The sequence below is a fragment of the Streptomyces sp. NBC_01410 genome, assembly GCF_045040195.1.
Taxonomy (GTDB): domain Bacteria; phylum Actinomycetota; class Actinomycetes; order Streptomycetales; family Streptomycetaceae; genus Streptomyces.
In genome coordinates this window covers 57657-84217 of the sequence record NZ_CP109530.1, presented here as the reverse complement: position 1 = coordinate 84217, position 26561 = coordinate 57657, and the positions used below count along the sequence as shown (strand labels likewise).

The following is a 26561-nucleotide window of genomic DNA, read 5'->3' as shown; positions in this document are numbered from 1 at the left end:
GGTTGCCTCCAAGACATCGTGGACGAATATGCGTTGGAGGGCCGCATCGAGCGGGTGACTGCCTCTCCGTAGACGTACACGTCCGAGGGGCCCGGAACCGGATGCCTGACGGCCAGGTCGGCCGGGCCGAGCGAGATTCCACGTCTCCCAGGGGGCGGCGTGCCCCGGCGTGCCCCGGCGCGGACGGCGGCCGACCACGACGATGCCTGTTCGCGTCGGGGGATGCCGACCTACGTAGTCGCAGGCCCAGCAGGCTGCCCCTTCAACGGCGGTCTGGAGACGACACGTAGCGCCCAGTCGCGGCCTGAAGGCGTCTAGCACGGCCGCTTGCCTGCGCGGGGTGAGATGGGCGGCGGCGGTGCGCTGGCGGAGACTCTGCCTGATGCCGGTCAAGCTGCTCAAGTGCTGGTCGCTTCGCCAACAAGCGATCGGTTCGGCTCGCAGTGCGTCGCTCCCCGCCCAATTGGTGTGTGATCTGGGCCACTTCAGTGCCTGAGCTGGCAGCCCTGCCGCGCCCGCCCATGTGGAATCGCCGCTGTTCAGCCTCTATTTCGTGCCTCCACCTGGCTGGATGATCTACCTCATCGTGGCCAAGGGTGAGCAGTCGGTAATCCTTTTTCCCGTGGGGCGTGAGTGTTCGGCCGCCGAAATCGCTTAGGTGGGTGGTGAGACCCAACGGGCCTCCGGTACGCCAGAGTTGACGTGCTGCCCCTCCTTCAGAGGATCCGTGATGACCCACACTCATGGGAGGCCGGCTTGAACGGCGAGCACGTCCATGAGGGCGATGCCACGCCGTGCGGCAGGTTCACGCAACCGGTGCGCGACCCGCTGGCGCTCCCGCTGGACTTCGAAGCGTTCTACCTCGGACATCAGGAACTCTTCCACGGCTACGCGCACATACAGCTCGGCAGCCGCAGCGCCGCGGAAGACGTTGTCCACGCCGTGTTCCTGGACATCCTCACCAGCTGGGACGACCTTCTGCAGGCCGGGAACTTCGAGCAGCGGGCCTGGGCGATCGTTCGCCGGACCGTGGACGAGCGGCTGGAGAGCGAGGGCCGCGGCCCGGCCTTTGTCACCACCGTGCTCGGCGCCGCCCGGGACAAGCTCAGCCTGATGGACGGCAACACGGGACTGTACGAAGCCATCGCCGCCCTCCCGCCCCGGCAGTTCGACGTCATAGTGCTGCGTCACCTCCTCGGCTACCCGCCGTCCCGAATCGCGTGGTTCATGGGCCTCAACGAGCGCACCGTCGACTACCACGGCCGCAAGGCCAAGGAACGGCTCCGCGTCCAGCTGGGACTGCCCGCCGACACGAAGAAAGGGGAGCGCACATGACCTCCGCCATCGATGACCTTCTGGCAGACGCCGCTGTCTCCCCTCCCGTCCCCCGCACCTTCAGTGTCCCGGCAGCGCTGTGCCGACTGGCGGCCGAGGCCGCACTGGCGGCACCCGCGGCCGAGGTGTACAGGGCATCGCAGGCAGGACAGCGCCTGGGCATAGTCTCTCGCTGGGTCCTCAACGAGCCGGGCGCCGCGCTGCACATGGATCGACTGGCAGCCGATCCCGAAGCGGGCATCCACTTGACCGAGGATCAGCTCGACATCGAGGGCGCGCTCGTCTTCGCCTGCCTGCTCTATCTCACCGGCCACCCCGAAAGCGCCCAGTTCTGGTGGCAGATCGCCGCCGGCGCCGGTCATCGGGCAGCCGCCTACTGCCTGCATCTGCACCACCTCGAGCTGGGCGAGAGCAGGGAGGCGCAGCACTGGTACCGGCAGGTCATCCATGCTTCCACTGGCGCTTCAGCGCCGGACGGCGAATTCCTCGAAGGTCTGGAGATCTTCGCCCGCTACGTTCGGCACAACGGATCAGCGGCCAGCCCGCCCACTGGCGGACTGGAAGCCGAGATCAACCGGCTCGCCTCCCGTAACAGTGGATGCGCCATCGTCAGCCGACCTGACCGGCGCCTGGCTGAACGGCTCCACGACTTTTGCGCCCGTCGCTGACCGGCTCAGGTGCCGGCCGCAGCTGTGGGGGCGCCGCGACGTGCGGGGCCCGCACGGGCGGGCCCCGCCTCCGTCGCTGCGCAACTGTGTGGTCAGTGGTGCGTGTGAGGGAATCAGGCCTTGATTCCTCTGCCGGAGAGGAGGCTGCCGCATCCCGCGACGCTGCAGGCGTGCTGTTCACGATGCGATGGCCGCTGCTTCCTCGTCGTCCAGGACGGCAGCGACTTGTTCCTGAGCACGCTGGATGTGAGCCCTGCTCGCTTCCTGGAACTCCGGGGTCCGCACCTGGGTGCGGATGTGCTCCTCGACGGCTTCGCGGATCACCGCGTTGGCGGTCGCGTCCTTGACGGCGGCGAAGGCGTTCACTTTTTGCAACAGCCGTTCCGGGAATCGCACCGAGACGACGACGTGGCGCTCTTTGTCCTTCGGGCGGACGGTCGGACGAGTCTGCTGGGTATCGGGCACAAAGATCCCTCTCTCATAAGGGAGGCGCGCCAGCCGCTCCGGCCAGGGACAAGATGGCGTGCCTCCTGCTGCAAGTCGTACGCGGGCATGCGGGTGCCAAGGTGGAGGTTTTCTCCGCCGGTCCAGCGTAGTGGTTCTGTAGTGTCATAGTGCGCGTCTTTTGTAGTTGCGTTCGCTACATGACGAGAAACTGTCGCCTCTGTAAGTCCCCGACCTGAAGCCTGGTCAAACGGCTGTGCCGCTGCGCGTGGTGGGCGCCGCGGCATCAGCTGCCCCGACTCGGCTCGTCCAGCCGGCCCGCCAACCTCGGCGTCAGCCCAGGTCGATCGGGGTGGGAAGGCTTTCCCCGCGACTGATGGGTGATCGATTCCGCATGACCCGCCGCCACTTGGCGCGATTCCGGGCACCGCGCGGCGCGCGACGTCGGCGGTCTCCGCGGTGGTGCGCGGGGGCGGGTAGGCCGACAAGATGGCCAAGTGGCCTACTGGAGGTGGAAACTCGCAAAGGTGCGCGCGAAAGGTAGTGTGGTTCCGAACACTGATCGTTGATCCAATCTCACTGTACGGAGGCACTGGTGAAGACGCATGGCGGTCCCGCTGGCGGCGCTCAGCCGCCGCTCCACGTCTCGTCCGCGATAGCCCGGGGCGTTGCCGAGACGGCCGTCGATTCCATCAGCGGCATCCGGACCGGACTGTCCCGGGACCCGGACGTCAACGACGCGCAGGATCTGGTCCCCGGCCCGCGCACGAACGAAGAGCAAGTCGCTCTGCTGCGCGACGAGTACACCCCCGATCCCGGCCGCCGGCCGCCGGCGGGAGTTCCGGGGGCCGCCGAGTTCTGGGAGACGACGGCCCAGGCCGCGCGCGAACAGGTCTTCACGGACATCCGCGCCGGGTTGACGGCCTTCAGCGCCTCCGCGGCCATGGACGTCGAACTCGTCGGTGCGAAAGGCGACACCGAGGACCGGATCGCCCTCGTGCGCCAGTGCGTGCTGGACGACCGGCCGGTGGTCTCGATCTCCTTCACCGGCTCGCTCAGGGACCTGCTGATCACCGGCAATCCTCGCGTGATGTCGCTGTCCATCCTCGTCAAGGTGCCCGGTGCGCAGCTGACCGCCGCCGTGGCCACCGCCCACTCTGGCCTCACCGCGGACTGCTCCTCCGCCTACCGGCTCCGCCTGCCCGAAGGGGAGTGGGAGGAGCTGAGCGAGGACACCAGTCGGCAGCCCGCCGAGCAGGGCTACATCGTTCTGCCCCGGCAGATGATCCGCTTCGCATCCGTCCTCGAGGAGCACTACCCCCACATCGACTACGTGCACGACACCTGCTCGGCGATCACCGAGGCCCTCCTCAGCCACAACGTCCCGGTGGCCATGCACTACTCCGGCACGGTGCTCGACTCCGCCATCGTCCTCGTAGCTGCCGCGCACGGGCTCGCTGTACGGCCCCTCGCCGACGCCAGCCGGATGCTGCCGTCGTGGAAGGGCTCGCAGCTGCTCATGAACACCCTGAAGGAGGGCGGGGACATCCCCGACCTCATCGTCGCGCGCGACGAGATGACGGCAAAGACCCTCGACCAGCGCCTGGGCCGCGGTCGCCGTGGCCGGCCCTGACGCTTCTCCGGCAACCCGGCGCCGCACCCAGCGGCGTCGAGCCCGGACCCAGCACCACCGCAGTACCCCTGTCCCCCTGGAACAGAAGGACCCGCAGGTGAACGATTCTGAGGGCAACGAGCCCGTCCCGCTGAGCCTCGTCCCGTCCGACTCTCCGTGGTTCCGCAAGGTCGGGATCCGTATCCCCGTCCTGCCGCCGCGTATCCGCCAGCGCATCTACGGCGCCGTGGCACCGACCGCGATCGTGACCGTCGGCGTCCTGTACTTCACAGGCCAGTTGACCTCACGCCGTGACGTCGCTGTCGCGCTCATCGTGACCGCCTTCATCGTCGTGCTCGGTGCGACGCACACCATCGCCCGCGCGATCACCGGCAAGGCCGTCATCCGCAACGCGCTGCCAGGCGCGGAGGGTGGCATGGCGAGGCGGAAGGCGGGCTGAACCGCCGCCCGCCCGCCCGCTGCCTCTTCAGAACGAGGACCGCTGCACCCGGTGCACGGTCCTCGCTGATCGTCAGGGCCCCGAGGTTCGGCGCGTATTTCGCCCGGGCTACGGCCGTTCACGGCCGGGCGCGTTCCGTGGCGATGCCACGGTCGGTCATGCGCCAGGGGGTGAGGGCCGGCTATCGGGTGCGGCTGCCACCGCCTGTCCAGGGAGTGGGCCGGCTCGTTGAGCGGCGCGCGGAATCCGGAGCGGTGACGACCTGCGTGGTGCCGACGGTGAGAACGTCTCCAGCCTTCACTCATCACGTCATCGATGATCTGGTCCGCGTCACCCCTCGTGGACGGCAAGTTCCGCGTGGGCGGGGCTCCTTGATCAAATCAGCCGTACCCGGAGGACGACCCTTGATGTGGCGTTCGCGCCCCACGGCCAGCAAACTGCTGGGCTGCCTCAGCCGGGATGAGACCGGAAGACGATGGGGGTGCCTATCCCCACATGCCGAAGGAAATCTCTTCGAAGAGTTTTTCCCATTCACTGTCGGCGCTTGCGAAGGGTGTGGGGTCGACTTCGGTGATGCGCTGTTTCATGCGTTCTGCTGCCTCGGCGCCGGCGGCACCTTCGTCGTCGTGCGGCAGGTTCTTGTAGTCGGCCTTCCCCTGCTCCAGGACGAGAAGGGAGTGGACGAGCGATGACACGTCGGCGTGCATGGGCACGTAGAACTCTTCCCCTTCGGGGAAGGCGTAGATCTTGCCGTCTCGTGGGTCGAGCGCGACGGTGGCGTAGATGAAGCCGCCCAGCACTTCCCAGCCTTCGGCCTCAGGTGGGCATTCTGCTCCGTCGGCCTCGAAGTGTGCTTTGAGGGTCGGGGAGTTGCTGAGCCGTGGGGATGCCTGGTTCTCCAGGTCGAGCCTTGGGGAGTAGAAGGAGTTCTCGGGCAGGCCGACACAGGACAGGAACCTGGCGGTGGGCTCGTGGAGGTGGCCACCGGCTGTGCGCGGGAAGTAGGTGACGGCCGTGAGTCCGAACGTCTCGATGACCGTGGAGGCAGGGATGTGGGTCAGCATGCGGTCGTCTTCCCGGGGTTACGGATGTCCTTGTTCCTGGTGTTGCTTCTTCAAGTCTCTCATGTAGTCACGATGCTCCTTGTCCCGTGCGGTGGACCTGTCTGCTTGGTCGTAGTCATTGGCGTATTCGACTTCGAGTGCTGGGTTTTTCGACTTGAAATGTATGTCGAGCCATTGGTCGCATTTGGGGCTGAGCTGGCAGGGTTCTCGTTCGGTGTAGACCGTCTGGATGTGTTTCTCCTGTCCGTGCCGGAGGACCGGGTAGCCGATGAGCCGTTCGGAGTGCGGTCCTCCGCTGTCGCCGACCAGGATGACGGGCTTGCCTGTCTGCGGGTTGATGTAGCGGGCCGCGGCGAAGTTGGTGCCGCCGTAGTCCTGTTTGGCGAAGCGCGCGATTTCGGTGGCGCGTGACAGATCGCTGCTGCCGGGCTGGATCTTGGTGGAACTGATGGCCGGTCCGGTACGGCCTCGCGGGACGGTGTAGGGGTTGTCTCCCTTGGGAGGGCGCCAGATCGTTCCGTCCTTCTCGAGGATGTTCCAGATCCCGGACTTGTCCGTGCGGGAGACGTCGCCGGTTGTGCCGTTCGCGCTGAGTGTCTGGACGGAGCCGTCCGCGTTGAGGAGGTACATGGGGGTGTCCCCGCTGTCCACCTTGCAACGGTCGAGGTCGCGCTTGCGCTCTTCGTCCTCCTTCCGCTGGTCGCGTTTGCTCTTGTCGATCTTGCCGCCGTGGTCTTCGAGGGTCTTGACCATTTCGTCGGACTTTTTGTCGACCGCGTCCTCGGCCTTGTCCATGACGGTGGCGAGCTTGTGGAAGCGGCTGTCCTTCTTGACCGACGTCTTGCGGTGGGTCCCGCCGCCTTTGAAGGTGCCTTTTTTCCTGTCGAAGTTGTCCGCTGTCTTCTTGTAGTCGCCTGACGCGCGGTCGAACTCGTCGAACTCGATCACGAGATCCTGGGCCATGTCCGCCTCGCCCGAGGCCATCACGTCGTAGGTGGCGCCGGCGCCGAGACGGTCGCTGAAGAGTTCTTCGATCTCCGCAAGGATCTTGGCCTCGATCTTGTCGGTGACTATGGCCGTGATCTCGCCGATCGCGTAGTCGATCGCCTCCTGGATGATGAGGCGCGCCGCTGCTATGGCGGCCGCGGAGAGCAGGCCGCTGAGTCCGGCGGTGAAGAACATGCCGATGACGCCTGCGGTCGCGGTAGCGGCCGTGGCGGTGAGTTTGGCGATGATGGCGATTTTGCAGGTGAGGATGAGCCCAGCGCACTCGTCGAGCGCGTCGGCCAGTTCGTCGCAGCCTTTGGCGAACGTGGCGAGGTCTCTGGTGGTAAGCCTGCCCCAACGCCGGTCGATGGCGGCGACGGTGGCACCTTTGCTCTTGCCGCCGACGATGTGCGAGCAGGCGTTGTTGCCTTCCTTGACCGCGTCGCGGATGCCGTCGGCTAGGTTCCGGTAGTCCTTGGCCGAGGACTTGACCTCGTCCTCGTCGATCTGTGGCCAGTCGATGCCGATCAGGTCCAGGACCTCGACCAAGTCGTCCGGCAGCTGTTTCCCCACGCGTTGAACCCCCGTCGTCGGCGTCGTCTCGTCAGCCTCGACTGTGGCCTGAATGATCGTCAACTCGGTTGGGCCGGGGGGAATGGATCAAGCCAGTGACTGGCTGATTAGTGGCGTCAGAGGGTGGTTGGTTGGCGGATCCGGGGCGAGAGTCGCACGACCGTCTCGTCCATGCCCACCACCACAGAACCCTGCGTCGTGACTGCCACGGCGCGGACCGGAGCGCCTGGGCGGAAGCGCAAATGGCCGCCCGTGTCCGGCTGGTGGAGTTCCACGAGCCCATCAGCCCACGCCACAGCGACGAGGGGGCCCTCGTCTCCGTAGGTGGCGTCAAGCGCCACCACCGATTGCCGACGCTCCACCACCGGCAGGCGCATCGGATCCTCAAGGGGCGACCACGCGCGCACCTTGCCATCCACGCCGCCGCTGTAGACGACTGGCAGCATCGTCCCGTCGTCAACCGGCAGACTCACCACGGCCACTGCGCTGACCGGCCCGTCATGGAGCGCCGCCCTAGCGACCGCTTCACCGGAAACCCGCACCGTCCCCAGAGCGTCTCCGAGCGCGACCACGTCTCCAGCGGAAGCGAGCGCAGTACCCGCCTGTCCCTGAAGCGAGGTGATGAGGCCGTCGGCTTCGTCCGGGCCCTCCAGCAATGCCTCCATGCCGGAGCCGGACTTCTTCTGCGCTCCGGAACGGTCCGCATGGACGCCTCCGGCCTCGCCCAGCACCAGCAACGTGCCGTCCAGCAATACGGCGAGCGCTGACACCACCCCCACCGCCGGTGACAGGCGCCCATGCGGCACGCCGTCGCGCAAGGTCAGGATTCGTACGGTGCCGAGGTGATCCGCAGCGAGGACGGTGCCATCCAGCGAACCTTCTCCCAGCGTCAGGGCGGCCACCGGGCCGGTCCACGGCGGAGTCACGTCCCCCTTGGTCAGGGTCCAGTCCACCTGCCACGGAGCCTCGTCAGCGAGCCCGGCGAGAGCAGGTCTCAGCCGGGGATCGGCCATGTCGCCCAGTGCGGCCAGGAGTACCAATGCCCGGGTGGCGGGTGTCTGTTCACGGCACAGGGACTGTCCTGCCTTCAACCATGAAGATCGCAGTCCGCCGTGATCCTCTGCCGCATCTGCCTCGTACAGCGCCGTGACGACCCAAGGGTCGGCCGCGCACACAGCCTCTGGGCTGGAGAGGTCCACAGGATCAGCTGCCCTCGCGCCGGCGTCAGCCTCGCCCCGCGGGGGCAGTGCGGCCTGCCATTGTTCGAAGCGGCGCGTGTCCTGCCATTGCGCGAGGTCCAGATCCAGCTCCGCGTACCCGTTGCCGGCAAGGACGCCGTGCGCGGGACTGCCTGTGCGAGCCTCGACGATCAATCGGACGTGAGGCAGCCGCGCAAGCTCGAGGACAAGTTCGGCGACAGCCCTCTCGGCGAGATCAGGAATGACGATTGCGGCCCGCCGCGTGTCCGCTGCTAGCTGCGCCACCAGCTCCCCGGGCGTGCGTGCCGACAGCCCCAGCTGAGCAGCCAGAGCCCAGACCGTGCCCCGCGCACTGCTCCCAGCAAACGGCGACACCGCATGGATGGCACGCTCGGCCGGGGTGGCGCTCCTGCTGCCATGGCGCACCAGCCACGCGAGCAGCGTCGACTTGCCGCAACCTGCAGAACCGGAGACAAGACACAGATGCGGAGCCTTTGGGTCAGCCAGCCAGCCCAGCACAGCAGCCGCAGCAGGTTCACGACCGGCGGCCGGCGGCTCCCAACGGGTCACTGCCGCCTCGCCTGCTCCGCGGCGTGCCTGATCAGCTCCTGCAGCCCTGCCTCGCGAGACTCCGCCGTACTGCCATAGTCGAAACTGTGTGTGAACTCGGCATGGGGGAACGTGGCCTGCAGCCACAGAGCGCAGTAGTGCCCCGGCATGAGACACGGCTCCAGCTCGCAGTAGACGCGGCGCACTTGCCGTGGCTGCACGCCGCTGGCGGACAGGCGCTGCCACAGAATCTCTTCCGGATGGCGTAGCCCCGGCCCGGTCGACTCGGTGACAGTCTGCCTGCTGCCCATCTCATCGACGTACTCGAAAGCAGCGGAGAACGGGAAGTTCAGGGTGTGGCGGACGTCGTCCAGGACACGGGGCCACCAGCTCTCCCGCTCCGCGAACGCCTGCCTGTCAATGCCACGCAGCTCCGCGTTCAGGTCCCGGAACACCCTGGCCGCCTCCTGTAGCCCGGAGGAGGCCGCGACCAAAGGCTGGGCTCGATCCAGAGCCAGCAGCGACGCCGCAAACGCATGAACGTCGCTGTTCACGAACATGTCCTCGCCACCCTCGACCAGCAGGACCGCCTCCACCGCGCCGTTCGGCCGGACGCACAGATGCGCCCGGCCGTCACAACCGATCCGCAGCCACCGCTCGAACTCTGCAGGAACCCGCAGCTGCAGCTCTTGAGCGGCAACAACACCGAGCGCCACCGATTCCGTGAGGCCGCGACCCTGGAAGTAGGGCGCCACCGACTGAGGCACGCCCGTGCTTTCAAGAAATGCCCGGGCCGAGCCAGGCATCTGGGCGCCAACCAGATCGGCCCGGCTGAACCGTTGCAATCCAGCGCGACCGAAGTGCTGAAACAGCTGGTCCGGCAGGCCCGGAACAGGAGAGGACATGACCACCTCGCGGATGAAGCATGCTGACTGATCCTCTCGACCCTAGACGCCGAGAGCGTGTGCCCAGTCGCTACCCCTCACCCATGGCCGTAGCTGACTTGTCTTCGGGGTCGCGTCCGCCGGAAGCCGGCCCGGGCCGGTGCTCGTCGGGTGGGATTCGGTCACCGGAGTACCTGTTCAGTCCCCGCGTGCACGTGAGTTGCGCGTCAATCGGGATGCGGTCCTCGCCGGTTCCGGTACCTCCGGAAGCTTAGGCGGCATGGCCTTTCTCCGGCCAAATCGCTTCTCGGACAGTCAAGGCTCTGGAATCTCTTGGCGTGTTCGCCTGACCCTCGCGGGGCGTGGTCCAGATTTGGAATTAATTGGGTGGTTGCTTCAGCTGTTTTGAGGCGCTTCAGCGGGGCCGGGGTGGCCTGCTCGGAGTGGCCGGTCAGCGCAAGTACGGCGGGGCCTGGCGAACACGACCTCCATCCCGTTCTGGCCTTCACGGAATTCGTCCATGCGCATCGTCACGACCCTGGCGAGAGACGGGCCGAAGAGGATGAGCATGATGCCGATGGCACGGTGGCTTAACCCGGGATTGATGTCGATCAGTACGCGCCGACCCGTCCCATGCTTGGCGGCTCCGATGTCCATCGGGGATGCCCCCAAAAGGCCTCACCCAGGGGCCTGTTGTTCAGGCTTGGGTGAGCCTTTGGCTGGTGTGCCGTGTGGAATGTTAGCCGGGTGGCTGGCCGTGCCAGGCTTGGTAGATCGTGATCACGGTGGTGATGACGGTCCCGATGGCTGGTGTCCACAGTCGTACGGTCCTGCCCCAACTCCGTGTTCTGTGCGCCGCTTCGGCTTTGCTGCCGAGCTGCCGTTGTTCCTGGTGCATCCGCCCCTCCCTTTCCGCCTTGGATCCCTCAAAATTCTCGGAATCTGTTGAGACCAGGGTGCGGTGGGAGGGTTCCCGCGGTCACGGGAGCGGTCTACCGACGCGGCGGGGTTGGTGGGTCAGGGCGGCGTTCCGAGGCCGGCTGCACGGGCTAGGGCAATGAGTTCTGCACGGTCGGTGGCCCCGAGTTTGGCCTTGATGTCGGTCAGGGCGTTCTCGACGCGTTTGTGGCTGATGCCGAGGCGGGCTGCGGCGGTGCGGGTGGTCTGTTTCGGGATGGCGATGACGTTGAGGATTTCTCTTTCTCGGGTGGTGAGTTGGGGGAAGGCTCCGTCACGGCGGGCGGTCCGTAGTTGGTCGAACCAGGGGCGCATGCGGGCGGTGTCGGAGAGGTGGAAGATCCAGGCGCCAGCCGCTACGTCACGCACCGCCCGGGTGAGCTGCGTGACATCGTCTCCGGCTTTGAGGAGGAAGCCGGAAGCACCTGCCCGCATGGCGGCCATCACCGTGGGGTCTGCTTCGTATTCCGAGTGGACCAGGACTTTGGTGCCGGGACGGGCTCGCTGGATTTCCTGGGTGGCCGACAGGCCGTCGCCGCCTGGCATCCGTACGTCCATGACGACGACATCCGGGTGGAACTCGAGTACATGGCGTAGCGCTTCACGGCCGTCGCAAGCCTCGGCCACCACAGTGATTCCGGGATCCGACTCCAGTAAGACGCGCAGGCCGTAGCGGGTGAAGGGGTGGTCGTCGGCGATCACGACGCGAATGCCCTGCTCCATCACACGCTCCTGCTCGGTTCGGCGAGGCCGGTGTCTTCTGCGCCTGGCAGACTGACGGGCAGGCATACGACGACCTCGGTACCGCCGCCACTCCGCGGCCGGATCTCGCAGCTGCCGCCGATCTCGGCGGCACGCTCGCGCATGGACCCCACCCCCACCCCCGGGCGCATCCGCGGGGGCAGGCCCTGCCCATCGTCGGCGACCGTCATCTGGAGTGCGTCGTTGCCCACTTCAAGGGATATCCAGCAGTTGGCGGCTTCCGCGTGCCGCAGCACATTCGCCACCGCCTCGACCAGGATCCAGTACGCGGCCTCTTCAACTGCCGCGGCAAGCCGGGGAATGTGCTGCGGCAGATCTGTGTGTACGGCCAGGGACACGCGGTCGGTGTAGGCCAGGACGGCCTCGCGCAGTCCGAGTTGGTCGACCGGGGAGCGCAGGCCCATGGAGATCCGGCGCAGGTCCTGCGCGCCTTGCCGGATGTGGACCAGCGCGGTGTTCAGCAGGTCGTGCGTGGCGTCGGGATTGGTCCGCAGCTTGGCGGTGGCCGCCTGCAGGGTCCAGGTGGCGCCGGTGAGGACCGGGCCGATGCCGTCATGGAGGTCGCGGGCCAGGCGTCGGCGCTCTTCCGCCCGTACAGCGACCGCGTGCTCCTGGGAGCGCAGAAGTGCCAGGGACAGCCGAACACCGGCGGCGGCCTGTGCGATGTGCCGGGCAACATCCCGTAACAGCCGCAGATCCGCGGCAGACAAAGCCTCATCGGGCGCCCGTGCTGCCACCAGCAGAGTGCCGATCTCTTCTCCCTGATGCGCCAGCGTCAGCCGCAGCGCGACCGGGGATTCGGTGCCGTGGGCGGCGACGCGTGCCGTGCCTGCGCCGGGCGCCGTGGCGTCGTCGAGTTCGATGGCCACATACGGCAGGCGCATTACCTCGGCCACCGTCGCAGCAGCCTGCGGCAGCACGCTCTTCGGATCAGTGGCCGCTTCTAGCCGGCGGCCGAGCTGGGCCAGTGCCGCATACGGGTCGTCCCGTAAGCCGTACACGAGCCGGCTGACCAGGCGCTGCAGCACGTCACGCAGCGGCTGCAGCGCAACGGCGACCACGCCGGTCGCCAGCAGCGCGGCAACCGCGGAGGCTGAGTGCTGCAGCACAAGTCCGAAGAGGCTCACGGACCCGATGTAGAGCCCGGCCACACACCCCGTCAGCCCTGCATAGAGCAGGGACCGGCTCAAGATCCGGTCGATATCGAACAGATTGTGGCGCACGATCGCGACCGCGATGGCCGCACTCAGCGCCACACTGGCCAAATCGACCGCAATCGATCCCACCACACCTTGGTTCCAGGTCACGACGAGAGCCACCATGACCACGTCCACCAGCACCGCGAACGCCATCCACTTGATCTGCTGGCGCGCTACCCCACCACTGGCGCCAAACCGCCGGAGTAGGGAGGCGCCCGCTAGTAGAAACGGACACGCGACAAGCAGGAACGAGAACACGCCTTCATTCCGGGCTGCGAACGACAGCACTGATGTGCCGACCGGATTGGGCACCGTCGGGAAGTAGTCAGGGTCAATCGGGCCCGGCACGAAGGCCGCGAACAGCATTACCAACACCCCGCAGGCGGCAACGATGCCAGCAGGCGTCCGCCAGCGTGCAGACGGCAATCGCCCATCAGGGAAGAGCAGCAGCAGGAAATAGACCGGGAAGAGGTAGAACGCGAAGGCCCAGTTCGCCACCCACGCGCCCAAGACACCCCCCGGCAGGCCTCGGGAAATCGCGTAGAGCCCGTAAGCCTCCCCCAGGGAGTCGAGGACTGCTCCGAACCCGGAGAACAACAGCAGCCATCCGATAGGGCTCTGCGGTCGGCGCCTGGCCACCACGAACCCTGGGAAGGCGTACGCAACGAGCATGACGGGCTCCACCAGGGTGAGTTCCCATGGGTGCCACTCCGGGTGGGGCATCGACCGGCTGGGAATCGCGAAGGCCACAGCCATAGCCGCCATGACGGCCGTGGCGATCCACAGGCTCCAGGCGGTTCGTTTCTGCGCCAGCTTCGCCAGCAGGGGTGTCGTGCTCGGGATCGTGTGTGCCTCTTGGTTTCCCGCGAGCTTGTTCATGGCTCACCTCCAGTACGTGCACTTTCGGCGGGCGGTGATCCCAGCAACAAGGGAGTCGTATCCCGGGAATCCGGGAGTGGCCACGACAGCATTGCGGTGAGTCGGCCTCACCCGACAGGGCGTACTGAGGGGCGTGAGGGGGCCCAGTGGAGCTCTTCGATGTGCGGGTCGCAGGCCCAGGCTTTGATCGTCCCGGCTGTGACGAGTTGATCGAGCAGCGGGCCGAGTTCTGCGGGTGTGGTGCCGCATGCGCGGCTGAGGCGGTCGGTTTCAACGCCGGTGCGTGCGTGGGCGGGGGAGTGGTGTGCGGCGAGGCCCAGTGCGGTCAGTCGTGCACTGGCGGGCAGCATTCTGAGCGGTGCTGTGAAGGCGACGCGTAGGGCCCAGTCGGCGGCACTGCGACGGTCAGCGCGGCCGGGTTCCCGTGTCAGGGGGTCGACCAACTGGGCCGTGAAGGTTTGGTCGTGCGGGCAGGTGGTGCTCTGCTGCGACCCAAGGTGGAGCCAGCGGTGGCGTTCCAACTCGTGCCAGGGCGTGGGGTCGTGGGCCAGACGCATGCCGCGCAGGAGCCCGAAGCGGAGCCGTACCTGCCCGTGGTTGTCGGCGCGCAGCACGCATTGGAGAGCGAGCAGCCGGGCCTCGGGGCTGGTGCCGGTGGGGAGGGCGGATGCCAGGTAGCTGAGCATGTCCTGGACGCGGACCTGCTCGGACGGGCCACGTCGCCGTTTGGCGCGCTTCACGCGGCCGGAGCCGGGCTTGTCACCGGGCGGATGCCGCGTCGACGGGGCAGCGAGAGCGGTGTCGGGCACGACGGCCGCGTACGGGGTGGCGGCTGCGCAGGCGGCGCAGGCATCGGCCAGGCGCCAGATGCGTCCGCCGTTTTCGCGCGTGAGGACGAGCAGGATGGGTCCGGCGCAGCCGCGGTGGCGGGTGTGCCAGCGGCAGCCGCGTTCATGGCACTGACAGATGCGCAGATGCGCGGGGAGGGCGTCGCTGTGGGCGTGCCGGGCCAGGTGTGCGAGGGCTGCCTGCCTTGCCGAGGCTGCCTGCAAGAGCTGGCCGCTGGGGGAGCATCGCGGGCAGTGGAGCACCGGTCCGCCGCGTTGGGAGCGTAGTTCGACGGTCCAGGTGCGGGGCACCGGTGGGTGCGTGGTGCACAGCCTCATGGGGCGCGCGTTCCTCCTTCCGTCGGCGCGGGGCCGCTCCGCTTACCGCTCTCCTCGATGGGGGGAGCGGGGGTGTTGGCCGCACCGTAGTGCAGACCTCTGCCCTGCCGCTGGGGCGGTCACCTGCGGAAATAGGGCAGAGGTCTGCACTGACAGGGCAGGTGTCTGCACCGTCGGATGGTGGGGTGACGATCTTCCCGCCCGACCCGAACCTCACCGCCCTCCGTTTGGAGCTGGCGCGGCTGAGGAGCGAGCGCGGCTGGACCTACGACGAACTGGCCCGCCGCAGCGGCCTGGCCAGGCGCACCCTCATCGAAATCGAGCAGGGCCGCACCATCGGATCCCTGAAGACCTGGCACGCCCTCGCTCATGCCCTGGGCGTGCCCGTCGACCACCTCTTCGCCATCCTCTGCGACGGCCACACCCCTCCCGCCGAAGCTGCGAAATAGCCCCGGCTGCACCGCTGTCGACAGATCACCCGATCCGGTCACCGACCTCGCGCACACGTGCGATGAATCGCGCATCAGTTCCCAGTGTTTGGACCGTTCGCGCGACATAGGCGGCCCGGACACCGTGCCTGCGGCGCGTCGCCTGTCACCTTCGCGGACATGTGCTCCCTCACCACCCCGTCCGGCCGACGCTGGGACGGCACCCCCGCAGCCCCTCGACACCTGCGGGCGCTGCGCGTTGACGCGGACAGCCCCAGCCGGCTCCTGCGCACCGCTCAGCCCAGCCGGTGCCCGGACTGCGGCAACTGCATCGACTGGTACACCCGCACCCAAGGACGACCCGTCGGCCTTCACCCGCAGGAACTCGCCGCAGCCGCAGTCCCTGCCTCCTGCCGCTGGCACGTCGACTCCGGCATCGCGCACGCCGCCAGCGACGGCACCCGGTGGTGCCGTATCCCGCACCCCGTCCTGTGCCCAGCACGCGAGCCCACCGAGCCGCTGACGCCGCACCTGGCCGAACTGCGCCGCCGCCTCGCGCTGCGCACCCGGCGTCTGCTCGATACTGGCGCCTTCGCGCCGCCTCCGGACGGCGAACCGACCCCTGCATCTGGGCCGGTGTGCCGGCCGGCCCGGCCCGTCGTGCAGATTCTGTACGGCCGTTACCTCGCTGCCCGCCCGGTTGATGACATCCAGTGCGTCGCCCAGACTCGCCGGCGCCACCGCTGCCCCCACCCCGTCCTCGCCGTCGAGGGCCCCGCAGGGGTCTGGGTGCTCATGCCCGCCACTGCCGCCCGCGGGCAACTGGCCCTGCCCGCCGCCGACATGGCCGTCTACGACCTCACCCACCTGCCCTATGCGGAGCAGCTGCGCTGGCGTACCCAGCGCTGCCCAGACCACGCCGCCGCCCCCGCAGCTGCGGACCTGGCGCTGGCGGACTGGGAGGTCTTCGACCCGCTGCTCCATCACAAGCACATTCACGCCCGCCTCCCCGCCACCGGCCGCCGGGAACGGCCATGAAACGCAGCCTCCAGCCAGGGCACCTGGCCGGATGAGGCGCTCTCCACCGGCCGGACAGCGCCAGTCCGCCGCCACCGGCAGACGGAGCAGTCCTCCCGTACGCCACGGAGGCGTGACCATGCCGCACCACGCTCTTGAGATCACCCTGACCCGGCCCGCCACCCAAACTGAACTCGCCCGTGCCGCCCGCGTCATGCCACTCGCCGCCAACCACGACGCCACCCGCCTGATGACCGTGGCGAAGGCGAAGGATCCCGGCCGGGCCCTCAGCCGCGCCCACCACCGCCTCAAGGACCTGCTGCCCCTCGACGTCCTCGCCACCCACTACCCGGCCCACGACGGACACGTCCTTCTCACCCCTGCCTTCAGCCCCACCGCCGACGCCTTCATCCGCCACGCCGCCGAACAGATGGGCCAGACACCCCGCGTCTTCCTCCAGCAGACCATCCACCGTGCCCTCGCCCGCCACGCCCGTCAGGAAGCCGAGCGCCTCGACCACGCCCTGAAGGCCCTGCTGGACCGCACCACCCCAGGCATGCTCTTGGCCGCCGTTGGCCGCACCCTCACCCTCTCTGGAACGCGACAATGCTGAATCCGACCGATGAACAGACCGCAGCCGCCGACGCGTTCCGCGCCGGCCACCACCTGGCCCTCCAGGCAGGCGCCGGTACCGGGAAGACCAGCACCCTTGTTCTGCTGGCCTCCGCTACCCGGCGCCGCGGGCGTTACATCGCGTTCAACAAGGCCATCGCCCACGATGCAGCCGCCCGCTTCCCCGCCACCGTGACGTGCAAGACCGCCCACGCACTCGCGTTCGCGGCGATCGGCCACCGCTATGCCCGCCGCCTCAACGGCCCCCGCCAAGCGGGCTGGAAGACCGGCACGGCCCTGGGCATCACCAAGTCCGTCCGTATCGGCGACCGCGAGGTGACGCCCAAGGCTCTGTCCCACGCCGTGCTGCGCACGGTGACCCGCTACTGCCACTCCGCCGACCGCACCCTCGCCCGCCACCACGTCCCGCATTTGCGGGGCCTCGACGACCCCGACCTGCACACCCAACTCGCCCACGTGGTTCTGCCGTTCGCCCAGAAGGCCTGGGCCGACCTCCAGCACCCCGACGACGGCGTGGTCCGCTTCGACCACGACCACTACCTGAAGATCTGGGCCCTGTCGGACCCGAAGATCGACGCCGACTTCCTCCTCCTCGACGAAGCCCAGGACACCAACCCCGTCCTCGAACACGTCTTCGCCGCCCAACGTGACCACGCCCAGCTCGTGATGGTCGGCGACTCAGCCCAGGCCATCTACGGCTGGCGCGGCGCCCGCGACGTCATGGCCGGCTTCGACGGCCACGCCTTGTCCCTGTCGCAGTCCTTCCGCTTCGGCCCCCGCCTCGCCGACGAGGCCAACCGGTGGCTCACGATCGCCGACGCGCCGATCCGCCTCGCGGGCACCGACGCGATCTCCACCTCACTCGCCCCCGTTGAGGACCCTGACGCGGTGCTGTGCCGGACCAACATCGGCGCCATGACCGAAGTCATGACCTATCTCGCCGCCGGCCAACGCGTGGCACTGGCCGGGGGAGGGGAGAGCCTGCGCGCCCTGGCAAACGCCGCCCGCGACCTCAAGGAAGGACGCCGCACCTGGCACTCCGAGCTCCTCCTCTTCCCTTCCTGGGGCGAACTGCAGGATTACGCCGAACACGACCCTGCCGGAGGTGACTTGAAGCCGTTCGTCGACCTGATCGACCAGCACGGTCCGGACGTCATCCTCGCCGCCGTCGACCAACTCACCCCCGAGGCACACGCCGACATCACCATCTCCACCGCCCACCGGGCCAAAGGCCGTGAATGGGCGAGCGTCAGGATCGCCGCCGACTTCACCCCACCCAAAGACACCGACCAGCAGGACGCCAACGGCCGCCCGATTCCCGGCCCGATCGACGACAGCGAAGCACGTCTTGCCTACGTCGCAGTCACCCGCACCCGCACTTGCCTCGACCTCGGAGGCCTGTCCTGGATCAACAACCACCCCGACGGAAACCCGTCACTCTCCCCGGACCCTGCATCGTGACTTTCCCGCGCAAAGGCGAACGAGGAGCTGCCGCCGAAGAGTTGGACCGTGCCCCCTACGTATCCGGCCAACCTCGTGCCAGAATATTGCGATCATCGCAATGGAATGAGATGATCGCATCATGCATCTCATCGACGAACTCGCCGCCCTGCGCAGTCCCATGCCCAAGCCGGGCAGTGTCACGCCGGCCGACTGCTACGACGACGCGTGTGAACAGACCGAGCAGCAGCGCAAGGACGACGCCCTCCACCTCGAGGCGGCAAGCGACGGCCTGGAGATGGACCCTCTGCTGCTGGCGCTGAACGATGCCCGGGCGGAGAAAGAGTCGGCGGACGCCCGTATCCGCCGACTGCTCGCATACGGACGGGAGTTCCACGGCACCCGCCCCTACCGACTCGAGGATCTCGCCCGGGCCGCCGGATACACCGTCTCCGGCGTGCGCACCGCGTACGCCGAGGACGAGATCAGCGATGTGGCCGCCGAGATCAACCGCAAACCGAACCGCTCGGTCTAGTCAGACGACACCGCCGACCACCTGGCCCGGCTCATCACCCGTAGCGACGGCACGGCGGGGGAACCGGCACGGGATCTGGGCCGACTTCGAACGGGAGCGGGCATCAGTCCATCAGCCCTGCGCAGTGAGCTGCCGCTCCCAGCCCTCTTCCAAAATCCGGGCGACGGATCCGACCTTCGCCAGTGCCTCGTCCGCCATCTCGTCGTCGAAGGTCCACGCGCACGGTTGGTCGTGCGCGACACGATCTTCGTCGATGAGACGGTGCGCGAACGAGTTGCGCCGGTCCTTCAGCCATGCAATGTGCGCGAAGAACTCCGTCGCGTTGATCGCTGCTGGCCACCGCGTCGCCAGCTCGTTGGCCTTCCGTGAAAGGCCTGCCCTGCGGAGGCGTTCGTCCGTGGGCCGGTCCAGCATTTGGTTCATCAGCGACTCGAGGGTCGCAACTGCCGCCACGACGATGATGCCGGCGCCGATCTGCCGCGTGTCCGTGTCAAGGGTGATCAGCGATTCATCGAGGACCAGGTCGCTCTCCCCCTCCCAGCCGGGGACTCTATGGGCACCGGTCTTGCGTTCCTCGCGCAGCTCGGCAAGATCGAGGTTGACGCTCATGTCAATCCTGTCGCGCAGCCAGGCGAGGGACGCTAGGCGGTGCTCGAAAGGGATGAAGTCGGCACGTCCGTAAAGGCTGGAGAAGTAATCATCGCCGTGATCTATCACGTACTGCCCCTTCCCCTCACGGCGTCCGCCTTCCGCTCGACCATTGTTGCGTCTCCTTTCCTGGCCTGCATGAATGATCAGCGTCCCACGGGCAGGCCGAGCGGCCGAGTGCTTTTGTGGCTGTGAATCCGCTGTCTCCGTCCTGCACGGTCCACTCGCGCTGCGCACCTGCCGCACACAATGCGACAGCAGACGAGCACGATCGCTGCGGCTCCCCAGCAACACCCGGTCCACCTCGTCCTCCTGGCACTCCATCAGCGATGCCCCGCGGCACCACCCCTCCCTGGGTGTTGCCGGTGCCGATCTGGTTGGTGCCGCGGTTGATGGTGACACTGCTGATGCTGAAGCCGGGCTGATTGGTCATGAAGTCCCGCACGTTCACATCGTCGTTGGATCCGCACTCGATCCCAGAGCCTGTCAACCGGAAGCCTGAGCCTGCTGTTGTGGGAGTTGCCGGCCACGGGCGCTCACCTCCCTGCCAGCGCTGTGTCACGGTGTGGTGACGAACCGGTTGCTCTGTGTGGCGCGCTGGAATCCTGTGGACCATGACGACGAACGAACCCGCATCGGCTGGCTCCGAGCCCGAACCGCCTCCGATGGGCCAGGGCCTCCCGAAGCCCCCTTCGGAACCGCCGCACGTGCCTGGGGCAGGCGGGAGGCGCTGGTGGTCCAACCCGCTGCTGGCTGGGTTATGCGGCCTCGTGGTGGGTGCCGGTTCCGTGGGTGGGGTCTGGTGGCTGCAGGCTTCTGGAGGGGCGGACAAGCCGGGGGTATTCACTCTCAGGGGCACGTTGCTGCTCACGACTGGGGCCACGTCGGCAACGATCGACGACAGCGAGTGCGCTGGCGGTGGTGGCTACGACGACATCGCAAGTGGCGCGTCGGTCACGGTGTACAACGCCGCGGGCGACGTCGTGGCGTCCGGGGCGCTGGGGAAGGGCGATCAGCCGGATGGATCCTCGCTGCGGGCATGCACGTTCCCGGTCAGCGTGTCGGATGTGCCGAAGGGCGAGAAGTTCTACCAGGTCGAGGTGACTCACAGGGGCAAGATCTCTGTGTCCTCGGCGGAAGCCCAGGCTGGCGGGTTCACTGCGTCGCTGGGTTGAGGGATTGACGGGAACGGTGAAGGCCCCAACGGGAGATACACTCTGCGACGTAACGGGTCAAGCAGCCACAGGCGTTGTGCGTGGCTGGAGTTCGCGCAGATCAATCAGGGCTCGTCCTGCGTAGTCGTAGCCGACAGCGGGTGAGGTGGCCGGATGAATAGGCAGTTCCGGGACCAGGATCGTCGTATCAAGCGTTCAAACTTGGCGGCGTAGCCCGTCTCATGATCTCGGCGTCGCTCGATGTATGGCCACTCTTGGCGTCTTCCAGATCAACCAGCCCTCGCTCCACGAAGAAGCCAACTAGGGTCTGTTGCGAAAGTGGATCTTGATCGGTGATGATCATGCGTTGTGGCGCGTGGAGATCTGACGGATGCACAGTGGTCGCGGCTGGAGCCGCTGCTGCCGATCGGCAAGAAGGCCGGGAGGCCGCCGGTATGGACCAGACGGCAGCTCATAGACGGCATACGGTGGCGGACCCGGGCGGGAACGCCATGGCGGGATGTGCCCGAGCGGTACGGGCCGTGGGACCGGGTGTACGACCTGTTCCGCCGGTGGCAGCGAAACGGCACCTGGCACCGGATTCTGGAGCAACTGCAGGCCGATGCCGATGCGAAGGGCCTGATCACGTGGGACGTCAGCGTGGACTCCACGGTCTGCCGCGCTCATCAGCACGCCGCCGGGGCACGTAAAAAGGGGACCTTCAAAAGGAACCGCCCGGCGGCTTCGTCACCGAACCCGACGACCACGGCCTCGGACGTTCCCGCGGCGGTCTGACCACGAAAATCCACCTCGCCACCGAGCAGGGACAGAAACCACTGTCACTGCTCATCACCGCCGGCCACCGGCACGACAGTCCCTACCTTCGCCCGGTCCTGGAGAAGATCCGAGTACCCCGACAAGGCCCCGGCCGGCCGCGAACCAGACCTGACAAGGTCCGGGGCGACAAGGCCTACGGATCCCGCGCCAACCGCGCCTACCTGCACGAACGCCGGATCGCCTGCACCATCCCGGAGAAAGCGGACCAGATCCGCAACCGCAAGAACCTCGGCTCCCGCGGAGGCAGACCACCGAGGTTCGACCGCGAAGACTACAAACAACGCCACGCGGTCGAGTGCGGCATCAACCGCCTCAAGAGACATCGCGCAGTGGCAACGAGGTACGACAAACTCGCCGTCCGCTACGAAGCCACCGTGCTGGTCGCAGCCATCAACGAATGGCTATGACCAGCACTTTCACAACAGACCCTAGCTCCAGTCGCTGGAGTAGATCGCCAAGATCGCTGCGGTCCTCGGCACTGAGCTGGCTCAGATCACCAAGCTCGCCTTCTCGCAGGCGCCTGCGAATCTTGTTCAGGGCGGGCGACAGGCATTCCGTTTCGATCTCGCGTAGCTGGCTACAACCAGTTTCGCCGTGGCGGCTTCGGGCTGCGAGGCACGGGTCAGGGCCTGCCGGGTGTGATGCGCCCGGCAGGCCCTGACAGCGGGTTAGTGGTTGGTGAGTTGGATGATTTGGGTGGCTGCTAGGAGCAGGGTCATGAGCAGGGGCCAGATCGGTTCGCTGTTGATGTGTGTGCGGGAGAACAGGCGGGGCCTGGGGGGGTGTTCGGTCCGGCGGATCTGGGAGATTTTCAGGCGGGTGGCGGTGTGGTGCCAGGCGAGGGTGTTTTCCGGGGCGAGGCCGCAGGCCAGGAGGTAGGTGTGGAGGAGTTCGGTGCTCGGGAGTTTCCGTCCGGTGAGCATGTCGTGGACGGCGGACTTGGAGATCGGGGTGCTGAACTGGCGGGAGCGTTCGGTGATGTCGCGCAGGGACAGTTCGGCCCGTTCGCGGATGTCTTTGAGGAGCGCGGTGAAGTCGGCCGGTGTGGTGCACAGTCCCAGCGCGGTGCGCATCGGGTCGGAGCGCACCGGTTGGGGGAGGTTCTGCTGTTTCTCGCTGGCCATGGCGGCCTCGCGGACGAGTTCGGCGAGTGACTGCGAGGGCATGGCGGGCTGTTCGGCTGTGCGGGGCCGGTTCAGCCAGCTGGGCTTGCGGTGATGGACGACGTGTCGGGCCACGTGTGCCCGGTCGGCTTCGACGGTGTGGGCGGCCTGCCAGCGTTCCTTCCATTCAGGGAGGTCCGTGGTGGGGTCACAGCCAAGGACGTAGGCCTGGACGATCTCCCAGCTGGGCACCTTCTTGCCGGAGGCCGCGGTGGACAGGGTGGCCACCGAGTAGTGGCAGCGCTTGGCGAGCTCTCCGTAGGGGATGGCCTTGGTGTTGCGCAGCTCGCGCATGAGCCGTACGAGCGTGGTCAGTTCGTCGCTCGCGTCGGCGTGGATCGGGCTCTCGGGTCGAGGCATCCTTTTTCCCCTTCCCCGTCAGGCGTCGGCCGATGGGCCGGGCGTCCGGCCGTGCTGCCGTTCGACGATGCGCCGGGCGCTGCGCGCCCAGCGATGGTGCCCACCCCGCCTCGGCCCCGTGGCACGGGGGAGCGGTTTCGCTGGCGCGGCGGTGAGCGTCTCGGGCTGTGCGGCCTGCACGGCGGCCGGCTCGCCGGGCAGCGGCGAGAGGGTGAACAGCGAGGTGGTCACGCTCACCCCCAGCGAGGCGGCCTCGACGACATCGGCGCCCAGAAGCGCTGCGCCGATTCCGGCGCCGAGTCCCGCAGCGGTGTAGCCGGCCGTGCGCAGCGGGCGGGTACGGCGCCGCAAGGCCACCGTGGTGGCCGCCGATGCCAGCCCGGCGGCGATCGCCTCGCGCATCAACTGCAGCAGTGGCAGCGGGGATTGCGCGGGGATGGGCAGACAGACGCTGCCCGGAATGGGACGGTGGATTTCCACGACGTGCTCCTGTGAATACGCAGGGTCCCTGCTGGGACGAAGTGGTACCTCGACATGAGGACAGGGACCCTGCTCGACCTTGGACTGAAGGCCTTCACCGCCGACTGCGAGAGCGCCAACTCCCCAGCGGATCGGGCCGCTTGCGTCACCCATCTTGCCGCACGTGTTGCCTCGTTCACCACGCGTTACGGCACTAACTCCTCGCGAAACTCGAAACCTTGAACAACTGCCATATCGTGCAGGTGATGGTCGCGCAGACGTCCGAATTGCCTTCCGTTCCGGACGGGGTTCCGACCGGAACGCCACCGCGGCGCTTCCTGTCCTGTATGCCGGTTATGGCATCGCCCGGATGGGTGAGTGGAAATTCCCGGACTGGGCAGAGGAGGCCGCGAATAAACAACTGAACAACACAGCAGCTACGACCGGTTATGAGGCTGTCGCCGCAGGTCAAACCAGCCGACCCGTCCTGCGGAAACGGGCCGAAATTCGGAAGTTGTCCGCTAGGCTGTCCTGACAGCGCCATGGCTCGTCACCATGGTGCAGCGGCCCGCACGGGCTGCTATCCACAGCGCTTGTTCCTGACCTTGGACACGCTTGCGGATTAAGAGGTCCCTCGCGCCAACGGGGGACCTCGCACTGGGGGGAGTACCCCAGCCCGAGTGGAGGCCCGGCCGAGCGGCCGGGCCTCCGCCATGTTCCGGCCGCGGATGCAGCATCCCAGACGACGACTCGTCAACCCCCTCCGCGAACCCCGGCGCAGGGTCGGAGGGCATTGCTGCAGATCCGCGACCAGGGGCGCACCCCGGCCCGGTTCCTCCGGATGCACCGGGCAGCTGGGGGCAGTTCACAGGTCCGCCGGCACTGTGCTGTCGTGAGGTTCCACGCCCACGATGAGGACCCCCCGGTCGGTCTTCTCCTCAAGGGAGGCCTTCCAGATCCGTTCCTCCCATTCCGGCGGCCACATCGTCGTGGCATCCCAGCGGATGCCCTCAAGATCCACACCCTCGAGATCCACGGAGCGCAGGTCCGCGCCCTGAAATCCGTGCTCGCTTCTTCGACGGCGCCAACCACCTCCGAAAGAGCGGCGGCTTCCCGGTGCGCCAAGTCCAGGTCGTCAGCGAGGTCTTGAGCTACCTCGAGGGCACCAAGCCAGGAGACCTCGGCTGCCAGAAGGTGGGGAACCAGCTCCGTCTCCAGCAGCTGCTGCACATCACGGACCTGCGACATGAGCCGGATGGCGCCGCCGGAGAGGTCGTTCTCCACCGTCTCCAGGTAGTCGTAGCCTGCGAGTGCAGGCGGCAGCTGCGGGGACTCCGGCAACGCAAGTACATGCCCGATGCTGGCGCTCACCCGGGTGAGTGTCTGACGGGAACCGGGCGGCAGCGAATCCGTTTCCAGGTGCGTGATGACATCCTGAACGTAGTCCAGAGCGTCCCGAAGTATTTGCACCAGGTCCTGCGGCCAGTACGTCCGGGCGATACGCAAGGCCTCCTCGCGGTATTTGAGCCGCACGGACGCCGGCCTGCGCATGAGCACGGTGCCCTCGCCATACACGCAGCCCCCGTTCACGGGCCGACGTTCACTCGCGAGCATCTTGTTCCGCCGCCGGGCCAGACGCCGGCCGACGGCAGCGCCGGTCTGCCGGTGTACGGCCGCCAGCAACTGGCCCAGCACCCGGTCCGGGTCGTGAAGTTCCGGTGGCCCACCCGCACCCATGAGGCCGTCGTAGACCGCCACCCCCAACTGCTCATACATGCTCGCCAGCAGCGTGTCGAACCGTTCCTCAGCGCTGTCGTGGCTCATCGCTCCTCCTCTCCAGCTGTGCCGCTGAATCCCTCCAGGCTGAGTTCCGCCTTCAGAGTCGCTCTGGCCCGGGCCAGGTTCTGACGTGCCGCCTCGGGCGTGATGCCCATGGCTTCCGCGCTCTCCAGCGTGGTGAAACCGTCCAGAGTCCACGCCAGGGCAGCGCGCTGCTTGGCCGGCAGCTTCAACAGCAGTTCGACAACGCGCCGTTCCTCGACGCCGAGTTCCGCCGCGTGCGCGGGGGTCTGCCAGTGCACCACCGACTCCGCCGGCACCTGCGAGCACGGATCCTCTGGCCGGACCTGCTGCCGTAACCAGGAACGCCAGGCCACCTTCCGCAGCCAGGCTTTGGGATAGCTGATACTCGTACCGGGCCGGCACATCTGAGTGAAAGCGTCCTGCGCCGCGTCCTGCGCTTCATTCCAGGACGCGCCGTGCAGCAGCAAAAAGCGCACCAGGCCCGGGTATTCAGCGTGGTGGAGCTCCTCGGCCAGATCCCGGCCGCGCAGAGCGGGAAGCGCCGTCTTGAGAGGTTCGGTGACACGTAGTTCAGCGCTCGCCGCGTCCTCCATGACGACTCACCCCAGCTCCGCCGAAGAGATGAACGTGCCGCGTGTCACCTGTCGACTGAGCCCTGGGCACCGTAAGCCGGTACTGCTCCGTGAGCGCCTGGGCGACGACGCTTGCCCCTATGTGCCCAGCCCCATGCCGTGCCGCCGCGCCGCGCTCCATGCAGCGCTGACGAGCACGATCGCACCCCAGCAACACCGGATCCACCTAGTCCTCCTGGCACTCAGTCAGCGATGCCACCACCGGCACCGCGTCTCCTAGTGCACCAGGGCGGCGAATGTGTGACATCGCCCAGGTACCGAGTACTGCAGAGCGAAGAGTCGAGGCTGCGTTGGAGCGCCGGTGCTGGATCCGGCGCGTGATGCACTGGGTGTCCTCCCGCAGCCGCAGTAGCATTTTCGCCGCCTCTTCTGGCCGGGGCGTCGGCCGCCAGCTAGGCCAGGCCTCGGTCGAAGGTGGCCTCGGGCAGGTCGTCGTGGTCGAAGTGGTCGTCGCTGCTGATCCCCCGGCGGCGTGCGGCGGTCTGCGAGTCTCTGCCATTGCCGAGAGCTCGCCGGACGGGACGAACGCAAGGCCTGCAGGCCGAGTACACCGTCGACGTGCTCCTCGGCTACGCCTGCTTCGCGAAGGCGTAGTTGCCATCGTTCGGCGCTGGTATCGCGATGGTCTTCCAGACACGGTAGACCGTCAGGTCGGTCTCTCCGGCGGGGCAAGATCACGATTGTCCGTTGGGGGATCCGCTTACGAGCAACCCC

Annotated in this window: 25 protein-coding genes; 11 read left to right on the top strand and 14 right to left on the bottom strand. The window is 67.5% G+C overall.

The genetic code is table 11. The annotated features are described in order from the left end of the window. Positions 1 to 756: 756 nt before the first annotated feature. Together OG741_RS00340 and OG741_RS00335 are read left to right on the top strand one after the other, a co-directional pair. Positions 757 to 1335 (top strand): RNA polymerase sigma factor, encoded by a 579-nt coding sequence (locus OG741_RS00340; RefSeq protein WP_405593891.1) that lies wholly within the window; start codon positions 757 to 759, stop codon positions 1333 to 1335. After that, positions 1332 to 2003 carry a hypothetical protein gene (locus OG741_RS00335; RefSeq protein WP_405593889.1) on the top strand — a complete coding sequence of 224 codons (672 nt, stop codon included), beginning with the start codon at positions 1332 to 1334 and terminating at the stop codon, positions 2001 to 2003. The genes OG741_RS00340 and OG741_RS00335 overlap by 4 nt, the downstream gene beginning before the upstream one ends. 177 nt (positions 2004 to 2180) lie before the next feature. On the opposite strand, the gene OG741_RS00330 is transcribed toward OG741_RS00335, so the two are convergent. Next, a complete protein-coding gene (locus OG741_RS00330; protein WP_175331491.1) occupies positions 2181 to 2468 on the bottom strand; it encodes a hypothetical protein in 288 nt (95 codons plus the stop codon). A gap of 574 nt (positions 2469 to 3042) precedes the next feature. On the opposite strand from OG741_RS00330, the gene OG741_RS00325 reads away from it, so the two are divergent. Together OG741_RS00325 and OG741_RS00320 are read left to right on the top strand one after the other, a co-directional pair. Further along, positions 3043 to 4080, top strand: coding sequence for a hypothetical protein (locus OG741_RS00325; RefSeq protein ID WP_405593886.1), 1038 nt, complete (start codon positions 3043 to 3045; stop codon positions 4078 to 4080). A 97-nt stretch (positions 4081 to 4177) separates the two neighbouring features. Beyond that, on the top strand, positions 4178 to 4519 hold the full coding sequence (locus OG741_RS00320) for a hypothetical protein (protein WP_405593884.1): 342 nt from the start codon (positions 4178 to 4180) through the stop codon (positions 4517 to 4519). 485 nt (positions 4520 to 5004) lie between these two features. Here the strand turns inward: OG741_RS00320 and OG741_RS00315 are convergent, their stop codons facing one another. The 8 genes from OG741_RS00315 to OG741_RS00280 form a co-directional block, all read right to left on the bottom strand. Next, the gene (locus tag OG741_RS00315; protein WP_405593882.1) at positions 5005 to 5583 is read right to left on the bottom strand and encodes an SUKH-4 family immunity protein; all 579 of its coding nucleotides are present in this window, start codon (positions 5581 to 5583) and stop codon (positions 5005 to 5007) included. A gap of 18 nt (positions 5584 to 5601) precedes the next feature. Next, the gene (locus OG741_RS00310; protein WP_405593880.1) at positions 5602 to 7143 is read right to left on the bottom strand and encodes a nucleic acid/nucleotide deaminase domain-containing protein; all 1542 of its coding nucleotides are present in this window, start codon (positions 7141 to 7143) and stop codon (positions 5602 to 5604) included. A 116-nt stretch (positions 7144 to 7259) separates the two neighbouring features. After that, on the bottom strand, positions 7260 to 8912 hold the full coding sequence (locus OG741_RS00305) for a hypothetical protein (RefSeq protein WP_405593878.1): 1653 nt from the start codon (positions 8910 to 8912) through the stop codon (positions 7260 to 7262). After that, positions 8909 to 9796: a nucleic acid/nucleotide deaminase domain-containing protein gene (locus OG741_RS00300; RefSeq protein WP_405593876.1), complete on the bottom strand. Its 888-nt coding sequence runs from the start codon at positions 9794 to 9796 to the stop codon at positions 8909 to 8911. Before OG741_RS00300 ends, OG741_RS00305 begins: the two co-directional genes overlap by 4 nt. Positions 9797 to 10514: 718 nt before the next feature. Next, positions 10515 to 10673 carry a hypothetical protein gene (locus OG741_RS00295; RefSeq protein ID WP_405593873.1) on the bottom strand — a complete coding sequence of 53 codons (159 nt, stop codon included), beginning with the start codon at positions 10671 to 10673 and terminating at the stop codon, positions 10515 to 10517. 119 nt (positions 10674 to 10792) lie between these two features. Beyond that, positions 10793 to 11455, bottom strand: a complete 663-nt coding sequence (locus OG741_RS00290) for a response regulator (protein WP_405593871.1) — start codon at positions 11453 to 11455, stop codon at positions 10793 to 10795. Continuing rightward, a complete protein-coding gene (locus OG741_RS00285) occupies positions 11455 to 13572 on the bottom strand; it encodes a histidine kinase (RefSeq protein WP_405593869.1) in 2118 nt (705 codons plus the stop codon). The genes OG741_RS00290 and OG741_RS00285 overlap by 1 nt, the downstream gene beginning before the upstream one ends. A gap of 107 nt (positions 13573 to 13679) precedes the next feature. Continuing rightward, the gene (locus OG741_RS00280; RefSeq protein ID WP_405593867.1) at positions 13680 to 14738 is read right to left on the bottom strand and encodes a hypothetical protein; all 1059 of its coding nucleotides are present in this window, start codon (positions 14736 to 14738) and stop codon (positions 13680 to 13682) included. Positions 14739 to 14923: 185 nt separating this feature from the next. Between OG741_RS00280 and OG741_RS00275 the strand changes: the two genes are divergently transcribed. The 5 genes from OG741_RS00275 (at position 14924) to OG741_RS00255 (ending at position 18791) form a co-directional block, all read left to right on the top strand. Beyond that, positions 14924 to 15187, top strand: coding sequence for a helix-turn-helix transcriptional regulator (locus tag OG741_RS00275; RefSeq protein WP_405593864.1), 264 nt, complete (start codon positions 14924 to 14926; stop codon positions 15185 to 15187). Positions 15188 to 15346: 159 nt separating this feature from the next. Continuing rightward, positions 15347 to 16204: a DUF6083 domain-containing protein gene (locus OG741_RS00270; protein ID WP_405593862.1), complete on the top strand. Its 858-nt coding sequence runs from the start codon at positions 15347 to 15349 to the stop codon at positions 16202 to 16204. Positions 16205 to 16322: 118 nt separating this feature from the next. Continuing rightward, positions 16323 to 16796, top strand: a complete 474-nt coding sequence (locus OG741_RS00265; protein ID WP_405593861.1) for a hypothetical protein — start codon at positions 16323 to 16325, stop codon at positions 16794 to 16796. Next, on the top strand, positions 16793 to 18277 hold the full coding sequence (locus OG741_RS00260) for a UvrD-helicase domain-containing protein (protein WP_405605322.1): 1485 nt from the start codon (positions 16793 to 16795) through the stop codon (positions 18275 to 18277). The genes OG741_RS00265 and OG741_RS00260 overlap by 4 nt, the downstream gene beginning before the upstream one ends. A 121-nt stretch (positions 18278 to 18398) precedes the next feature. Beyond that, positions 18399 to 18791, top strand: coding sequence for a hypothetical protein (locus OG741_RS00255; protein ID WP_405593859.1), 393 nt, complete (start codon positions 18399 to 18401; stop codon positions 18789 to 18791). A gap of 111 nt (positions 18792 to 18902) precedes the next feature. Here OG741_RS00255 and OG741_RS00250 read toward each other — a convergent pair whose 3' ends face one another. Then, the gene (locus OG741_RS00250; RefSeq protein WP_405593857.1) at positions 18903 to 19742 is read right to left on the bottom strand and encodes a hypothetical protein; all 840 of its coding nucleotides are present in this window, start codon (positions 19740 to 19742) and stop codon (positions 18903 to 18905) included. Positions 19743 to 20053: 311 nt separating this feature from the next. Between OG741_RS00250 and OG741_RS00245 the strand changes: the two genes are divergently transcribed. After that, the gene (locus OG741_RS00245) at positions 20054 to 20614 is read left to right on the top strand and encodes a hypothetical protein (RefSeq protein ID WP_405593856.1); all 561 of its coding nucleotides are present in this window, start codon (positions 20054 to 20056) and stop codon (positions 20612 to 20614) included. A 348-nt stretch (positions 20615 to 20962) separates the two neighbouring features. After that, positions 20963 to 21837, top strand: a protein-coding gene (locus OG741_RS00240) for an IS5 family transposase (RefSeq protein WP_405593854.1) whose coding sequence is annotated in 2 segments (ribosomal slippage) — positions 20963 to 21352 and positions 21355 to 21837 — 873 coding nt in all. Because the reading frame shifts where the segments join, the coding sequence is not laid out codon by codon here. Between the two features lie 261 nt (positions 21838 to 22098). Here the strand turns inward: OG741_RS00240 and OG741_RS00235 are convergent. The 4 genes from OG741_RS00235 to OG741_RS00220 form a co-directional block, all read right to left on the bottom strand. Then, on the bottom strand, positions 22099 to 22953 hold the full coding sequence (locus tag OG741_RS00235) for a helix-turn-helix transcriptional regulator (protein ID WP_405593852.1): 855 nt from the start codon (positions 22951 to 22953) through the stop codon (positions 22099 to 22101). Positions 22954 to 22971: 18 nt separating this feature from the next. After that, complete coding sequence (locus OG741_RS00230; protein WP_405593850.1) at positions 22972 to 23433, bottom strand: hypothetical protein; 462 nt, start codon at positions 23431 to 23433, stop codon at positions 22972 to 22974. Positions 23434 to 24165: 732 nt separating this feature from the next. Next, positions 24166 to 25236 carry a hypothetical protein gene (locus tag OG741_RS00225; RefSeq protein ID WP_405593848.1) on the bottom strand — a complete coding sequence of 357 codons (1071 nt, stop codon included), beginning with the start codon at positions 25234 to 25236 and terminating at the stop codon, positions 24166 to 24168. Continuing rightward, positions 25233 to 25808 carry an RNA polymerase sigma factor gene (locus OG741_RS00220; protein ID WP_405593846.1) on the bottom strand — a complete coding sequence of 192 codons (576 nt, stop codon included), beginning with the start codon at positions 25806 to 25808 and terminating at the stop codon, positions 25233 to 25235. Before OG741_RS00220 ends, OG741_RS00225 begins: the two co-directional genes overlap by 4 nt. Between the last annotated feature and the right edge of the window lie 753 nt (positions 25809 to 26561).

What these genes read in the sequence shown, in the direction of transcription:
- OG741_RS00280 (WP_405593867.1), bottom strand. Translation starts at nt 14,738, where the DNA reads ATGAGGCTGTGCACCACGCACCCACCGGTGCCCCGCACCTGGACCGTC.
- OG741_RS00265 (WP_405593861.1), top strand. Translation starts at nt 16,323, where the DNA reads ATGCCGCACCACGCTCTTGAGATCACCCTGACCCGGCCCGCCACCCAA.
- OG741_RS00245 (WP_405593856.1), top strand. Translation starts at nt 20,054, where the DNA reads ATGACGACGAACGAACCCGCATCGGCTGGCTCCGAGCCCGAACCGCCT.
- OG741_RS00270 (WP_405593862.1), top strand. Translation starts at nt 15,347, where the DNA reads ATGTGCTCCCTCACCACCCCGTCCGGCCGACGCTGGGACGGCACCCCC.
- OG741_RS00285 (WP_405593869.1), bottom strand. Translation starts at nt 13,572, where the DNA reads ATGAACAAGCTCGCGGGAAACCAAGAGGCACACACGATCCCGAGCACG.
- OG741_RS00335 (WP_405593889.1), top strand. Translation starts at nt 1,332, where the DNA reads ATGACCTCCGCCATCGATGACCTTCTGGCAGACGCCGCTGTCTCCCCT.
- OG741_RS00295 (WP_405593873.1), bottom strand. Translation starts at nt 10,673, where the DNA reads ATGCACCAGGAACAACGGCAGCTCGGCAGCAAAGCCGAAGCGGCGCAC.
- OG741_RS00220 (WP_405593846.1), bottom strand. Translation starts at nt 25,808, where the DNA reads ATGGAGGACGCGGCGAGCGCTGAACTACGTGTCACCGAACCTCTCAAG.
- OG741_RS00255 (WP_405593859.1), top strand. Translation starts at nt 18,399, where the DNA reads ATGCATCTCATCGACGAACTCGCCGCCCTGCGCAGTCCCATGCCCAAG.
- OG741_RS00225 (WP_405593848.1), bottom strand. Translation starts at nt 25,236, where the DNA reads ATGAGCCACGACAGCGCTGAGGAACGGTTCGACACGCTGCTGGCGAGC.
- OG741_RS00300 (WP_405593876.1), bottom strand. Translation starts at nt 9,796, where the DNA reads ATGTCCTCTCCTGTTCCGGGCCTGCCGGACCAGCTGTTTCAGCACTTC.
- OG741_RS00235 (WP_405593852.1), bottom strand. Translation starts at nt 22,953, where the DNA reads ATGCCTCGACCCGAGAGCCCGATCCACGCCGACGCGAGCGACGAACTG.
- OG741_RS00290 (WP_405593871.1), bottom strand. Translation starts at nt 11,455, where the DNA reads ATGGAGCAGGGCATTCGCGTCGTGATCGCCGACGACCACCCCTTCACC.
- OG741_RS00315 (WP_405593882.1), bottom strand. Translation starts at nt 5,583, where the DNA reads ATGCTGACCCACATCCCTGCCTCCACGGTCATCGAGACGTTCGGACTC.